The organism is Metabacillus sp. B2-18, assembly GCF_021117275.1.
GTDB lineage: Bacteria > Bacillota > Bacilli > Bacillales > Bacillaceae > Metabacillus.
Map to the genome: position 1 here is coordinate 4645797 of NZ_CP088245.1, position 16096 is coordinate 4661892.

The 16096-nt window shown below is 36.2% G+C and carries 13 protein-coding genes; 4 read left to right on the forward strand and 9 right to left on the reverse strand.

Annotation, left to right across the window (positions count from 1 at the left end; translation table 11 throughout):
• Window positions 1-284: 284 nt before the first annotated feature.
• Together LPC09_RS23265 and LPC09_RS23270 are read right to left on the reverse strand one after the other, a co-directional pair.
• On the reverse strand, window positions 285-2345 hold the full coding sequence (locus LPC09_RS23265; RefSeq protein ID WP_231308534.1) for an Ig-like domain-containing protein: 2061 nt from the start codon (window positions 2343-2345) through the stop codon (window positions 285-287).
• 247 nt (window positions 2346-2592) lie between these two features.
• Window positions 2593-3087 (reverse strand): arginine repressor, encoded by a 495-nt coding sequence (locus tag LPC09_RS23270; protein ID WP_231308535.1) that lies wholly within the window; start codon window positions 3085-3087, stop codon window positions 2593-2595.
• A 318-nt stretch (window positions 3088-3405) separates the two neighbouring features.
• Between LPC09_RS23270 and LPC09_RS23275 the strand changes: the two genes are divergently transcribed.
• The 4 genes from LPC09_RS23275 to LPC09_RS23290 all read left to right on the forward strand — a co-directional run bounded on the left by LPC09_RS23275 (window position 3406) and on the right by LPC09_RS23290 (window position 8743).
• On the forward strand, window positions 3406-6174 hold the full coding sequence (locus LPC09_RS23275; RefSeq protein WP_231308536.1) for a bifunctional DNA primase/polymerase: 2769 nt from the start codon (window positions 3406-3408) through the stop codon (window positions 6172-6174).
• Window positions 6175-6224: 50 nt separating this feature from the next.
• Complete coding sequence (locus LPC09_RS23280) at window positions 6225-6935, forward strand: hypothetical protein (RefSeq protein WP_231308537.1); 711 nt, start codon at window positions 6225-6227, stop codon at window positions 6933-6935.
• Between the two features lie 137 nt (window positions 6936-7072).
• Window positions 7073-7936 carry a tyrosine-type recombinase/integrase gene (locus tag LPC09_RS23285; protein WP_231308538.1) on the forward strand — a complete coding sequence of 288 codons (864 nt, stop codon included), beginning with the start codon at window positions 7073-7075 and terminating at the stop codon, window positions 7934-7936.
• 30 nt (window positions 7937-7966) lie between these two features.
• Entirely contained in the window at window positions 7967-8743 is a 777-nt protein-coding gene (locus tag LPC09_RS23290) for a hypothetical protein (RefSeq protein ID WP_231308539.1), read from the forward strand.
• 173 nt (window positions 8744-8916) lie between these two features.
• Here LPC09_RS23290 and LPC09_RS23295 read toward each other — a convergent pair whose 3' ends face one another.
• The 7 genes from LPC09_RS23295 to LPC09_RS23325 form a co-directional block, all read right to left on the reverse strand.
• Window positions 8917-9354, reverse strand: coding sequence for a hypothetical protein (locus LPC09_RS23295; protein ID WP_231308540.1), 438 nt, complete (start codon window positions 9352-9354; stop codon window positions 8917-8919).
• 195 nt (window positions 9355-9549) lie between these two features.
• Window positions 9550-9852 (reverse strand): DUF960 family protein, encoded by a 303-nt coding sequence (locus LPC09_RS23300; protein WP_231308541.1) that lies wholly within the window; start codon window positions 9850-9852, stop codon window positions 9550-9552.
• On the reverse strand, window positions 9845-10222 hold the full coding sequence (locus LPC09_RS23305) for a hypothetical protein (RefSeq protein ID WP_231308542.1): 378 nt from the start codon (window positions 10220-10222) through the stop codon (window positions 9845-9847). The genes LPC09_RS23300 and LPC09_RS23305 overlap by 8 nt, the downstream gene beginning before the upstream one ends.
• 15 nt (window positions 10223-10237) lie before the next feature.
• Window positions 10238-11116 (reverse strand): tyrosine-type recombinase/integrase, encoded by an 879-nt coding sequence (locus LPC09_RS23310; protein WP_231308543.1) that lies wholly within the window; start codon window positions 11114-11116, stop codon window positions 10238-10240.
• Between the two features lie 405 nt (window positions 11117-11521).
• Window positions 11522-11782 (reverse strand): hypothetical protein, encoded by a 261-nt coding sequence (locus LPC09_RS23315; RefSeq protein WP_231308544.1) that lies wholly within the window; start codon window positions 11780-11782, stop codon window positions 11522-11524.
• Complete coding sequence (locus LPC09_RS23320; RefSeq protein WP_231308545.1) at window positions 11779-12102, reverse strand: hypothetical protein; 324 nt, start codon at window positions 12100-12102, stop codon at window positions 11779-11781. The genes LPC09_RS23315 and LPC09_RS23320 overlap by 4 nt, the downstream gene beginning before the upstream one ends.
• Before the next feature lie 196 nt (window positions 12103-12298).
• Entirely contained in the window at window positions 12299-15745 is a 3447-nt protein-coding gene (locus tag LPC09_RS23325; protein WP_231308546.1) for a hypothetical protein, read from the reverse strand.
• Window positions 15746-16096 lie beyond the last annotated feature (351 nt).

Below are 16096 nucleotides of genomic sequence, written 5' to 3' on the forward strand. Positions count from 1 at the left end.
TGAATATGGTGTTTTGATTGGAATGTTTCACCTGTTTTTGATTACATACATTGCTAAGGTACATTTGAATTCCTCCTCAAATAGAAATAGCCCTAATTCTTTAAGTGAATTAGGGCATTATATATCATCTTCATCAAAATAATATATATTTGTCATTCTATTTAATTCGGTTTCTAATAAAAGAAAAGCTCTGCAGAGATTTTCTCCACAGAGCTTCCTTTAATGTCCTCGACATTTCTCGATTAGTGACAGGCACTGTTCCAGTTTTTAAAGAGCAATTAAAATTACTTAACTGTAATTTCAGTTCCAGTTTTAACAGTATTAGAAGCAGCATCAGCACCTTTAGTTGATGCAGCAGTTTTAACTTTAATACTAGTTAAATCAGTAAGTTTAACAGTAGTTGCACCATACGCAGCAGTTGCAGCAGCAGAATCAGCATATGTTCCTTGAACTACTAAGATATCACCTGCAGTGTAACCAGCTAAACCATCAACTTCAATAAATAGTTTTTCATCTCCATTTGAAGGAGTAGTATCTGTATCTTCGAAAGCATAAACTACTTTAAGTAAAGATGCACCAGCATCAGAACCAGATGTAACGTCAGCAATAGTATAAGAAGCAACTGGAAGTTTAGTTGTTTTTCCATTTAAGTAAACTTCAAAATCAGCTTCTAATGCACCTGTTACATTTTCTGTGTAGCTTAAAGTAATTGAGTTATCTGCATTAGTTTTACTTGAAGTTAAAACTGGTTTAATATCATCACGAAGACTTACAGTGTTAACTGCATGTGTATTCATAACATTTCCAGCTTTATCAGAAATATTAATTACGTTAAATGCATAATTTTTTGTTTCTTTTACAGTCCCTGCTGGAAGGTTAATAGTTACTGTATCTGCAGCTGTTTTTGTAATGTAAGTTCCTGCTGGAAGTGCAGTACCATCTAAACGATAGTTAGCAACATCTAAATAACCATTTAGTCCAGTAAGGGCTTCACCAAATTGTACTGTGATTGTATTTGGTGAACCTGGGATTCCTGTTACTGTGCTTACAGTTGGCTTAGAAGTATCTGTACCAGCAATACCTTTTTCTAAGTCAATTGTTTGAACAGAAGCTTCATTTTTATTTGCACCAATAGAATCATCAGTGAATAAATCGGCATTTAAACGAAGTGTTTCTGTTTTATCTCCAGCTAATGCTGTTGCAGGAGTTAAAATAACAACATTTTTAGTATTTGATTTAAATGAACCAGTTAATGCGCCTACTGTAGTTGTTTCATCTGTACCATCATCTTTAATAGCTTTATAATCGCTTGTTGTAAGAGATGGAGCTGAAGCTAAGTCTTCACTGAATGTTAATACGATAGCCCCAGTTGTTCTTGCTGAACCATCATAAGTTACACCAGGTTTTACATATTCAACTTTTGTAATAGTTGGTTTAGTTTCATCAAGTGTAAATGTTACATTTTGTGTTGCTGATGTAACTTTGTTACCAACAGAATCTTTAACACTATCAGTTAAAACTAATGACAATGATAATTGTTTGTTAGAATTAAATAGTGATTTTGAACCTGTAACCTTAACATCAAATTTCTTACCAGTTGTATCACCAGATGTTGCAGAAATAACTACTGATGCTCCTCTTGAAACGATATCAGTACCATTTGCATCTAATAATTTAATGTTTGAAGTACCAGTTAAAGTTGTAGCATCCATTTTTTCATCAAAAGAAACACGAAGTGTATCATCACCTAGTACCTCAACATTGCTAATTCCTTGAGCTGTTGTATCAGATAAAACAGTGAAGTTTTGTGTTACAGGTGTTTCTGCAAATAGGTTGCCTTCAGTATCTTTCTCATTAGTTACTTCTAAAGAATAACTTTGACCAGCTGTTAAAGTATCAGTTGTAGTTAATGTTACTTCAGACTTATCAGTACCTTGTGAAACTGAAGCATTTTTACCATTTACTTTATATACACCAATTCCTTGTACTGGCTCATCAAATTTAACAGTTACTGAACGAGTAGTAGTAGCTGCTTTTGCTTCAACACTTACAAGAGTTGGTACAACAGTATCATTGTATACAAATGATTTCACAGTTTTCTCTACAGTTTTCGTACCTTGTTCATTTTTAACATCATTTACTGTTAAAGAATATCCTAAATCTTTAGTGAATGATGAAGTTGTAAATCCTCCAGTAGTACCAGCAGTAATAATTACAGTTTTTCCATCATCTTGTAATTTTGCTACAGCATCAGTTGCAGGAGTTGCATATAGAGAAACATCATTTAATAAAAAGTTCTTTTCATCTTCTGCAGTAGTTTTATCTACTTTAGTATTAAATTCCACTTTGATTTGTGTTTTGTTAATCGCACAAAACTCACGTCAGTTCTGTAGGACTTGCCGTGAGTTTTTTTACATATTTACCATAACAAGTAGCTGAATGAATTAACTCACTATAGTTGATCATTAGGAAAATGTAACAACAAGTTACTGTTCATTGGAAAGGTTTGAGTTTTAGAAACAAGCTAAACTACAGGCATCACATATACCGTTGGGGAAAACGGGGCAAGTTGAATGCTGCCCCGTTAGTCCCTCATTCTGAAATATGAGTAAAAATTTGGTCGAGTACCTTATCGACTGATTTCAGGTTTTCTTTAGGGAATAATAAAAGTAATGAACCATTCTGTCCAATAAAAGTAGATATAGAAATATTATTAATTGCAAATAAGGATTCAATTTGACTCGCTATTATTGGTAAAAACTCCGGTTTACCTTTTACCAAATAAGTACTTAATTCACCTTCTACTCTTTCAGCGTTAGCCTGTCGAAGTGTTTTTGAAAGGTTACTTGCTTCCTTATTTCTTCTTACCTTTGAACCTAAGACGTAGAAATTTTGGGAATCTCTAGTGATTTGTAATTCTTCTATATCTCTTGATACCGTGGATTGTGCTATTTCAATCTTATAATCCTTCTTTAAGATCTTGACTATTTCCTCCTGTTTTTTCAATGAATAATTTTGTACTATCTCCGTTATTCTCTTATGTCTTTCCTTTTTTTTAAACTTCATTTCTTCCATTTGTTGATCCATTATTATTCCTCCAAAAAAAATTTTAAAAAAATGCTTGACATGGTGTTATACAAGAAACAGATACTCTTTTCATTGAATATGGTCTTAATCTCAGTCATATCAACGTTTTTTAGCCGCCATAGATCTATTCGAAAGCAACCCCTCCCCTTTAGGTCTGAAGTGTCACAGACTTTCTCCAAAAACGCAATACTTATGCATTTATCATAGCATAAAACTACAATAACACCATAATTTATGCAATATTTTTATGAATATCCAATTTGATATACTCATAAACGTAGCAGACAAACAAAAAACTTATTGGAGGGAGAAACCACTTTGTACAACAAAGACCAAATGAAAAAGTCTATTCAATACTACGCAAATAAACTTAATCTACCTGTTATTCCTTGTAACGGAAAAATACCTAAGTTACAAGGTTGGCAAAAGAGAAATAAAGCACCTACATCAATAGAGATAGAGAAATGGCTAGACACTTATCATGAGATGAATATCGGTCTTGTTCTTGGACAAGCCTCTGAACTTGTTGGAATTGATGTAGATGGGGAAAAGGCTCAAGATCTCCTTAAAGAGTGGAGTAACGGGGATTTACCTGAGACATGGACATATCGAACTCCTAGCGGTGGACTTCGCTTACTCTACCGCTCACCAGAAGGAACTCCACTAAAGAAGGTGGTAAAAACACTCGATGGTGAACACAGTGAACTAGCCCTCATGGGCGAGGGACAACAAACAATCCTTCCACCTTCAATTTATCAGGGAAATCAATATAAATGGCTAAAGAATCGAAATCCTGCAAAACAAGAACTTGCTGATGCCCCTAAATGGATGGTAGACCGAATGTTAGGAGCTGTAAAAGATAACAATACTGACACTTCTAAAGACAAACAGAAACAAGTGGCAAGTATTGAAGAAGAAAGAAAAGTATTAAAAAGGTTAGCTGGACAATGCGAATCTTTCAAACAAGCTTGGAAAGATCAACAACAAAAAGGTATCTCGGAAGATGACTGGCATTTATGGACAAGACTATTCGTTCAAGCTGGACAAACAGACACTGCTCAATCTTTTTCGGAACTATCTTCAAAACACGATATAAGAAGTGAAGAACGACTTGAAGAGCTTATTGGAAAAACCAAACCTAATTCCCCTATGGTCAGATGTTCATCATTCGGTTGTAGTAAGGAACAGATAGAAAAATGTCATGGTCGTTTGAATCTAAACGATGACGATGAAGCGACAAACTCTCCTGGAACGTTTATCAGAGATATGAAAGATGAACCGTTGCTTCCTACAAATCCAATCTATAAACCTTATATTGATGCATTAGAAGATATTGAGGACTACACGTTGGATGAACATGGGAGACTCATTTCCTTTGATAAAAAAGGTAATCCTTTTGAAGTTTCTAATTTTGTTGCAAGACCTACTCTTGAAGTCATACGAGACGATGGACAAGAAGAAAGAAGGACGTTCCGCATTGAAGGTGTTTTGAACGGTGGAAAACCACTTAGTCCCATTGACATTACATCAAAAGATTTTCTATCTATGAATTGGTATATAGACAATTGGGGTATTCAGACTTCTATTAGGCCTGGACAAGGTAGGAAAGATATCTTTCGAGATGCAACTCAACATATGGGCATTTCAATAGAGAAACAACATATTTTTACTCATATCGGTTGGAGACAACTCGAAAACGGTAAATGGGTTTACCTTCATGCCAATGGTTGCATCGGGGCTGAACATATTAGTATTGAAGTAGAGAAAGAGCTTGATAGATATGTACTTCCTAACGAAGTTAGAAATCCCATTAATGCAGCTAAAGCTAGTTTACGTTTGCTAAAAGTTGCTCCAAAACATATCACAATTCCCTTACTAGCTGTTGTTTATCTTTCCCCACTAGTTGAAGCTTTCAAACAAGGGGGAAATGAGCCTAATTTTGTGGTGTGGTTGCATGGAACAACCGGGTCTCGAAAAACGACTCTCGGACAGTTATTTCTCTCCCATTTCGGGAAGTTTGTAAGCAAGAACCCACCTGCTAGTTTCAAAGATACAGCCAATGCCATTGAACGTAAAGCCTTTTCAACAAAGGATACATTGATCCTTATTGATGACTTCCATCCAGAGGCAAGTCGTTACGAATCACAGAAAATGGCACAAATCGCTCAACGAGTATTACGCATGTACGGAGATCGTATTGGACGAGGACGTCTTACATCTTCTATTCAATTTCAAAAAAACTATGCTCCTCGAGGGATGGCTATTGTTACAGGTGAAGATGTTCCTAAAGGGGAATCATCTGTGGCACGATTCATTGAGGCGGAACTTCAAAAAAACGATGTAAACCTAGAAGAGTTAACAAAAATGCAAAAGTTCGCTCCTTATCTCGCTGAAGCTATGGTCGGATACATCAAATGGCTTACTCCTCAAATGGATGACCTCCCTGCCTTATTAGAAGAGCGATTTCATAATAAAAGGGAGACTTTCCAGAAAAGTGCTGCACATGGAAGACTTGGTGAATCAGCAGCATGGCTTATAGTAGCCTTTGATATGATGCTGTCCTATATGGAATCTATTGATGCAATTAAAGAGGATATGGCTTATCAACTTTTAGATGCAGCAGAAAAGGTGCTTATTCAAACAATACAGAAGCAAAATTCATTGGTAAACCAAGAAAAGCCTGAAGAAATCTTTATAAATGCATTAAACGAACTATTTGCATCTAATAAAGTAAGGCTAACACCATTAGATAAGGGACTAGCTATTGAAGACTCATTGGTAGAGACTAGTGGTGAAAAAATTGGTTGGTACGATAATCATTTTTTCTATCTACTGCCTGAAGCAACATACAACGCTGTCTCTAAGTTTCTTTCAAAACGTGGTGAGAGCTTTCCCGTATCAGAGCGTACACTTTGGAAGCATTTAGATTTAGCTAACATGATAAAGACCGAAGTAACAGATGATGGAAAAACTCATCGTTGTGTGAAAAAGACTATTCCAAAAGGACGAATGAGAAAAGAAGAGAAGCCCTATCGTCCGAGACTCGTCCATCTTTTTTCTCATGTATTTGATAACGATAATTCCTAAAGAAGCAATATCACGTAATACTATTCAAAAAAATGGAGGATGATTTAAAAATGACTATGAAAAATGAAATATTTGATACTAATAATTTGGATGAAATAACTGATAGAGAATTAGATTTGCTAGAGCAAGACCCTTTTGAAAGACAAGACTTCAGTACTCCTGAAGATGAAGATTATCATGACGAATATGATGATAATCTCTACGATGAAGAAGATGATGATATTCCCCTTCTTGATCTTGAAGAGGATCTTGAAGAGCAAGAATATATATTTGATGAGGATATTGACGATTTTAATGAAGACTCCCTTAACAATGAAGACAATGATGAGAATAACGATGAAGACCCATTTGAGGATGACAACATTGATGATGACGATGAAGATCTTTTTGCAATGGTAAAACCAAAGAGAAAAGCAAAACTTCCAGAGAATGTATATTCCGCACAAGTTGGTGACGTGAATGCAGAAAAAATGGACAGAGGTAAATTTGGAAAGCCCTGGATTCGAGTCACCATTCCATTTAATATTAAGCACCCGAAAACAGGGGAAATCGTTACTGTCCCCTTCTTTGCCAATAAAAGTACTGGGAAAAATAGTCGTCTATATCCAATAATCAAGGGGATTTTAGGACGAGTACCTGATGAAGAGTATTCGCTTAAGCACCTTATAGGTAAAAAGGTTCAAGTCGTAATTGAACACAATGAAGATGATGATGGTAACATCTGGGAAAATATTGTCCTAGTTCGTCCAGTCAAAAGATAGCATCTTCTACAGGGGAAATTGGGGCAGAAACAGCCCCTTTTGCCCCAATCCCTATGATATTATGCCATAAATTGTAAGAGCACAAAATATAAACAGATATTATCACTATGATACAAGAAAATTAGGAGGTTAAAGATATGTTATTAAACAAATCAATTGAACTACTAAAACAAAATCTATTAGACAAAGGTAGAAGTAAAGAAACAATTCGTGGCTACATTATGGATATTACCCTGCTCGATCGTTTTCTAACTGAAAAGTACAACTGTCCAACTTACTTAGAAGAACTCACCGAAGATGATATTGAATCGTATCTTAGAATGCTCCGAGAAGAAAAAGGTTACCAACCAGCTAGTATCAACCGTCACCTTAATTCAATACGTGTTCTCTGTAAATTCGCATACAAGAAAGACCTAATTGAGAAAAATCCTAGCCGTAATGTAGAGCAACTAAAATGCCAGCGAAAAGAACGAGTTTTCTTAAGTGCAGATGAGTTAGATACTCTGCTAGAATCGATTGACCATAGACTTGTTCAACTTGCTGTGCGAACAATGGCCTATACAGGCTTGCGAGTTTCTGAATGTACCAAGCTAACTATCGATGACATTGATTTAGAAAATGATCTTATCCATGTTATTGCTGGTAAGGGAAATAAAGACCGTGTTGTTCCAATTAGCGGAACTTTGAAACCTTACCTATTAGATTATATAAATGGATGGCGTGTAAATGTTGGATCTAATAAATTCTTCGCTACCAAAAAGACAGGTGAATTGTCACATCAAACAATTAATCGTGTTCTTCAAGAAACAACGTATAAATTAGAGTGGAAAAAGAAAGTAACATGCCATATTTTACGACACAGCTTTGCTAGCTTCTTAGTTGCAAAAAATGTGAACGTGACGAAAATCAGCAAGCTCTTAGGACATGCAGATGTTCGAACTACGTCTGTCTACATGCATACCAATACCCAAGAATTGAAAGAGGCAGTAAATTTACTCTAATTACAATCAAGAAAAGAAAGGAAGATAAACATGGTAGATTCAGAACAAAATAAACCAATTTATGATGATAGAGTGCAAGGGATTCTTCGTTCCCTTGCACAAGGTAAAACACGAGATGAGATTGCACTCGAAGATGGAAACAAGAATTGGAAAACCATTGATATGTATATGAGACGACGTAACTTCCAGTGGGATCACCACAAACAAACTTACATTCCAAAAGTCTCTCTGACAAATGAATGGCAACCGATTGATGCTTCCAAAGCTGGTCAAGTAGTAGCCATACTAGCTAAAGATGGAGCTGATTTGAGATCTGCTGCTGAACGTCTTGGATTTAAGGATCACAAAGAGCTAGCTACCTATATGAATACAAGAGGGTACGCTTGGGATTCGGATACAAATAATTATGTTAAGCAAGTTGGAAAAATTCAGAGTATAGAAAAAGCAACAGAAAAAGAAGATAATCCACTTCAGTCTGAGGAACAAAATATACCTAACATTAATGAAAGTCAAATTAGTGATGACATAAAAGACTTTTTACCTCTGTTGGAGTTATTGAATAAAAACAAGGAACGATTAATAGATTTGATTGTTCCTGGTACTAAAGTTGGGATTGTACCAAGATATATTGTTCCCGGTATTGCTACAACTAAAACGATACACATGATGAATACCATCGTGCAACTTGTACTTGATTTTAGTCGTGAAAAGAACATTACCCAAAGAGAAATCTTTGAGGTAGCCCTTATTGAATTTTTTCAAAAATACGGATATGAGAGAGAAGTTGAAAGACTTCTTAAATCATGATGACAAAATCCCTCTTTATTCATAAAAAATACACCTGTAACGCTTTTTTGATCGGAACAATACAGGTGTTATTTTTTGGGGGGCAATTGGGGTATACAAATCCTGCCCCGTTTGCCCGCATTTGTATAGTAGAATGTTGGAGTTGATTTATTTATATTGATTTACATCAATTACTATTGATTGTTAGAATCATGAAATTCATTAAGCAAGTAGGCTTTGATACTGTCATTTACAAATTTGGTGATGGATTCAATTTGTCCTTGCTTCTGCAACATTCTTACGATTTGATGCACATTTTTTTCTAAATATGTGGTTATCCTCACATGCGTATCATCGAATGTTTGTTTTTTCTGTTGTTGTTTTGGAATGAATGGTCTTCCATCTATGAACATTTGTTTACCTTCAGATTCAACTCTATTAATTGCTTCATTATAATCATGTTGTGTTACCATTTCTTCCTCTACTAACTCCCCCTCAATCTCCTCATATTCATATTCATATCCTTCTTCAAGTTCTGCTTCTTCCTCCGCTTTTGTTTGAATTGGATTCAGGTGTGGCCGATGTTTACTTAAATCAATATTCCTCTTTCTTCTTGCTCCATAGTAATCCATGTCCTTGGGCTCCTTTTTCTTGATTATCTATAACTACATATAGATATACTTTTACATCTACGTAAACCTATTATTTTAATGTTTTTATATCTGTGTAGATATGAAAATAAAAAAAAAGAAAGTCATTTATGAGCTATTAATGTTTAGCTCCTACTTGCTTACGGCCTATACAGCAAACAAGCAGGAATCCATTCATTAGTAATCTTCTGGAAATAGAACCATAATTCCCTCCTGTCCTTGATCTATTACCCAAACCTTCCTTTCAATAAGTTCGCTTTCTTTTATTGGTACAAATATTGTTGTTTCTCGATTTGGTACTTCTTGTCTTTGTATTAGCCATTGCTCATTGTCTTCTACATAAAAGTCGAACACCTGGAGATAATCAGTTAATTGTGGTTGCTGCTCGTATATGTACTGGAGAATGAAGTCCAAGTGTTCTTTACTTAGTTGCTCATAAACAACTCTAGTCATATACATAGGCTTGTTTACTTCAAACATGATTATCACCCCCTAATCGAAGTAACCATTGTTCATTCTTGAAACTAAGTGTTCCTTCTACAAAGAAAAATAGACTCATTTGATGGTCATTCATCATCCCAATTCGATAATATGAACAATCACTTGTAACTTCCTTTTCTATGAATTCGATGTTTATAATCTGATCCTCTATGAAATTACCATCCTTATCATCCTCTAAATGATAGATACATGAATAGCTTGGCAATCGAAAAGAAGTAAGCAATTCACATTCCCCTTCAGCCTCAAACCAATTTATGAGTTCATTTTCAATGACTTTTAGGTATCCAAGAGGAATTGAATTCATAGCCTTCAATTCCTTTATATCTGCGATAGTTTGGATCATTTTCATCATTATCTCTCCCTTTTACAATCTTTCAACAGCATCCTGTTTTTCTTGCCTTGTAGTTTGTATGTAGAATTTAGCTGTCATATTGACAGTTGAGTGTCCAGCTAACTTACTTACAGTTGTAAGATCAACACCCTTCTTAAGCAGTCTCGTACAGAAGGTATGCCTAAACAAATGTGGGTGTAATTTGAACCCTAATCTCTCTGACACGATTGCTAACCAATCTCTAACTGCATCTCGATGTACTTTTGGGGCACGCTGACTGACAAGAAGATGTACACTATCTCCAAATTTACTTTGTTTCCTTTCTTCCTGCATATATTGACGGATGAGATTGACCACGTCCTGTCTTAGACTAATCTCCCTCACTTTGCCCCCTTTGCCCCGAATGGTAAGGATAGAGGTGAGAAAATCAATGTCAGCAATCTTACAATTGACTAGTTCGCTTATTCTCAGCCCCGTATACAAAAGGAGATAGGCTATTAACTTGTTTCTCTGACTCACTTTCTTGTGATCCTCTAAGTAAAAGAGAAGCAGCTCCACTTGTTCTTCCGTAAGGGCTGTTACCACTTGTTCACTACCAGAGGCTATTTTGACTCGATCACGTTTCAGTTGGATGTAATTTCCATCTACGATTCCTTTAATTTGTAAAAAATCGTTGTATACCTTCAGACTATTGATCTTCTTATTAACTGTCGAAACAGCATAATTGCGATCTATCAAGTATTGCTTGTAACGCACAAAAGCAAAACGAGAAAGTGGCTGATCTATGTCAACCGCCTTCTCGTTAATAAAACGATGGTAAGACTTTATATCACCAACATAAGATTCAATCGTTTTTGGGGATCTCCCTTCTTCAAAGAGCCATAGTTCAAACCCCTTTACTAACTCATTCATCAATTTCCCTCCAAATAAAAAAGAGTCATGAATGCGTTAGTTTTGCATTCATGACTCTTAAGTCTTCACGATATCGATAATATCTTTTATTTTACAGAATGGACATGTACAACCACACAGACAAGGAATGACTTTCATCTGGTTCTCCTCCTAGTTATCTATCTTTTGCAATCTCCCTTACTACTTCTGTTGCTACTGCAATAACAACAGGTACAATGATTTTCTCCAACATACATTTTCACCTCCTTTTTAGGTAGCTCACGACAGTAATATAATAATGCCGTTAGTTTCCCTAGACAAAACACTATCAATTCCCTTTATCTCCAACATTTTTCCATTTATTCAAATCAGTGAATGAGAAATGTCGCCAGTTTTCAAGTTACTTCGGTAAGTTTTGTCGCGAGATTATTCAAATGACTCCACGATGGATTCAAGATAGGCAATATAGTTTTGAACCATTTCTCTCTGAAAAGGACTTGGGATATAGTTAATGGCTCTTTCTATTTCTGTTTCATCAATATCAATTTCTGAATCCACTGCTTCCTCCAGGAGTTGTTCAATTAAATCTTCCTCCGACAACATTTCGCTTTCATAGTAGCCTGTTGTTGGGTCGAACTCTCTGTACATTACCTTTCCATTCAACGTAATTTTATGATACTTTGTCATCTCTCGTTCTCCTTTCCATCTTCAATGTACAATTCGTAAGCGATTGCCTCTCCGTTTTTTATCCACACTTCGTACAAAATCCTTCTCGTCTCCTCTTCCAGTATAAATCCAGATATCCATTCAATTCCCTTCCCATCAACGTAGCTGAGCGTCTCAAAGAGAAGCGGGTTCGGCAGCTTTTCCAGATGCTCCGCAGGTACTAGCAGGTCATCCAGTTCTTCATGATAGAAATCATAGGCTTCATAGCTCACTTCCTCTTGAGAGACTACGGTATTAAACGTTTTTTTCATTCTCTCTACGAACCAATTTACATATACCATTTTCTTTCCTCCTCAAATAGAAATAGCCTTAACTCCTCGGAAGGAATTAGGGCTTAAGATATCTTCATCAAGAAAATAATATATGTTTATCATTCTATTTGATTCGGTTTTTTAGCAAAAAGGAAAAGCTCCGCAGAGATTTCTCTCCACAGAGCTTTTCGACAAGCTTTGGATGGTGACAAGCACCATTCCTAAATTAGTTAGAAGTCCACTTAGTACCAGTAGCAGCATAAGTAAATACTTTTGCAGCAAACTTGTTACCAGCAGCATCTGTTAGAGCTGTTGCATTTGTGTTATGAGTTATTGTATCAGCGTCATCTGCATTAGCTACAGTGAATGTTACTGTTTTTGTAGAAGCATTGTAGATTGCACTAGAGATTGCAGTCGTTCCAACAGTTGTTCCACCTAGTGTAAATGCTGATTTAACATCCGCTCCATCAGTCACTGCAACTCCACTTACGTAAAGAGCACTGTCAAAAGTAGCAACTAGTTTAGTAGCGCTGTTGGTAGCACCCGTTGCAGTAGGAAGGGCAGCAGTTGGAGCAACACCATCAGCTACAGTAACAGTTAGGTAGTCAGAGAAACCACCAACATTTGCAACTACACGGAACTTGCTATCATTTTTAGTGAATGCTGTATCTCCAGATACATCGCTAACTGTAACTGCTCCTGCAGCAAGCGTAACAGTATCATCTGAGAAGTTGCTAACACCATCAACAGCTACAAGAGCTGAACCAATAGTTCCACTGCTTAAGCTGTAACCACCGAATTGGTCTTTTACCCAAACAAATGCATTTCCTGCACCAGTAATATCACCAGTGTAAGCAGCTTTGTTAGCTAAAGATAATTCAGTAACATCCTCGGCAGTATCTTCATTAGCAACAGAAGCAGCTAGGTCTTTGAATGATACAGAAGCAGCTTTTAGTCCATCTTTAGAAATCGTTACATCTTTAGTAATTGTTTTAACAGTATCGTCTGCATTGATTGTGATAGATAGAGTAGCAGTAACATCTTTATCTGTTGCAGTAACAGAGTCAGTAGTTACATAATACTTTCCATCAGTTCCTTTTGCTGCAATTACATCATTGTTATTAGAAGTAACAGCTACAATTGAATCAGTTGGAACTGTGTAAGAGTTACCAGCAGCATCAGTTGCTACAACTTTAAGTGCTTTACCATAACCAGCAGCTACGGCAGCATCGATTTCAGCACTAGTTGCACCTACTGCATCTGTAGCACTAGCATCAACATCAGCATCTTTATAAAGCGGTGCGATATCAGCTACTGAATAAGTTACTTTTGATGAGTCATTTTGAGCAACAGTTAAGTTGTAAGCTTTTTCTGCCACAGCTACACCATTTTTCTTAAGAGTAGCCTTTACAGTTGCAGAACCAGATTTAACAGCCTTAACAGTCACTGAAGCAGAATTAACTTCATCAGCAGTTGTTTCATTTGATGTTATAGCAAGTACATTAGCATCACTAGTTGTATATTCTACTGTGTAACCAGTTTGAGGCGTTGTATAAACAGTATCATATTGGTTTTTAACATCAAATTGTAATGTTTGTGAAGCACCTGTTAGCATACCAGTTGTAACAGTTGTATCTTTCTTTGTATCAACAGAAGCAGGAAGTGCAGCATCACTAGCTGAAAGATTTAAAGTAGCTTTTTGTCCAGTACCATTTACAGTTACTGTAATAACCGCATTGCTACCTTTTTGCGCTCCCGCTTGTGGAGTAATTTTAAGCTTACCTTGGTTTGCTCCTGCAGCTGTTTCGATTGTAACATTTCCTGAAACAGCTACAGTTCCGTTATCAGAAGTAAATGTATAATCACCAACACTTAAGTCTTTAGCAGCAATAGCTGTGCCATATTTATCAGCAACTGTTAGGTCAACATAGATTGGGCTAGTTGAACCTGCAGCGAATTGAGCAGAAGTTTTACCAAGCGTTACAGCGTAAGGTGCACCTGCATCTTCTTTAACTTCAATTGTTGTTTTAGAAGTAGCACCAGTAGCAGGAGTGAAAGCAGTTAATGTAACAACACCTGCTTTACCAAACTTAGCAATCTTAATTTTCCCGTTAGCATCTACACTGATATCACTAGGATTTAGGACGCTATTATCAGATGATAAGAATTGCACAGCCCCACTAGAAAGGTCAGAAGAAGCAAGCTTATATTCTTCATCAAGTGTGTTTTTAGCAGTATATTTTAATTCAATATCTTTTGTTCCAGATGGAGTGAACATTGTTTTTCCAGTTGGAAGAACTGCTTCTCCAAGGCTTACAGAACCTACAGTCGCTGCGTTTACAACTGTTAAAGTTTTAGATTTGCTGATTCCGTTGTACATAACTGTTAATACAACTTCATCTTTAAGAGTTGCAGAGTTTGCATTCAATTGGAACTGGCCAGCCACTTGGTTCACAGTTGAACCAGCAGTCTTATTGTAAGCTGCAACAGTTAATTTGCTATCATTTGCAGAGATAGTTGCTTTCTGTCCATATTGATTAATGAAATCAACTGAGATTGGAGCAGTTGATGACTTTTGAAGTGATGAAGTATTAATTACAACATCTTTAATTTCTTCAGCTTCAACTTTTACAGTGTTAGAAGCATTTTCTAAACCTTCAACACCAGTTACAGCAACTGTGTAGTCTCCAGCTAAGAAGCTACCAGCAGTTTTTTCTAGTGTAGCGATTGTTTTAGCTTCATTCCAAGTTACTTTAACATCTTCAGTTACAGTTCCACGTTTAACTTCAAATTTAGCACCTTCAACTGCTTTGCTGAATGTTACTTGAAGTTTATTAACGTTAATCGCACTTACAGATTTAACTGCAGGAGCTAAAGTCTCTTCGTAAGCTACAACAGTTGCAGCTTCAGTTGTGCGTAATTGTGCTTCGATTTCTGGAAGAGCTGGGTATACGTCAGTGCGGTCTGGGTAAAGAGCTTTACCAGCTTCTTTGATTTCAACAGCACGCTCTTTTAAACGATCTAATTTAGCTAAATCAGCTTCAACATTAGCAGTGTTTCCAGCTGCGATGTTAGCGTTGATTTGAGTTAATAGGTTGAATTGAGAAACTTCATAGATTACTGACTCACGAGCAAGTTTAGCATCTAATAAGAAATCTGCTTTGAATGCTTCACGAACAGCTTCTCCACGAACTTTACCGATTGTTCTTTCTGCTTTTTTGATTGCAGCAGATAGAGTGTTGTAGTTTTCAACAACTTCAGCAGTGATTTCGCCAGCTTCAACGTCAGCTTGTAAAGCTTCAGTAGCATCAGCAAGTTCACCAGATAAGATGTTTACTGCATCGATGTAACGAGCAGCGTAAGTTTGTAATTCAGTTGCTTGTGCAAGAGTTGCTTCATAGTAAGCTTTCTCTTTACCAGAGAATGCAGCTACTTGAGCTTTTGCATTAGCGATAGATTTTTTAGCTGAATTGAATGCTGCTGTGAATTCAGCAGATACAGTAAGATCAGTGTTACCGTAGAATTTTGTTAATGCTTTTGCATTTGTGCTTGCTTGTACTACTGCTTGTTCTACTGAAGATGCAGCAGCAGCTCCAGCTGGGTTAGCAGCAACAACAGTTGTTACAGCTGCAGCAGCTGTTAAACCAAACTTTGCGACTTTCTTTTTAGACATTGTGTGTGTTCCCCTTTCGAGTTTTGAAAAATTATTGTTTTTATCAATAGGAGATATAGGTGTATAGCTAAATCCCTATTAATCTACTAACTATTCTAGCTATATTCTCCTGTACATTTAGAAATTATTTCATATTCTAGTAGAAAATTCAACTATTTTTTTAGTTAATTTCTTCTAATTTATGAAACTCTTTCTCCCAGATGAATACATTACCAATAATATAACATAACTCGGAAAAATTCTAGTACTTTCGACTATTTTTATTTTCCAAATAATTGTAATTTAATATTTCATTAAAATATTAAACTATGTTAACTATGGTAAGTGCTAGGTAAGATGTATCACTACTCA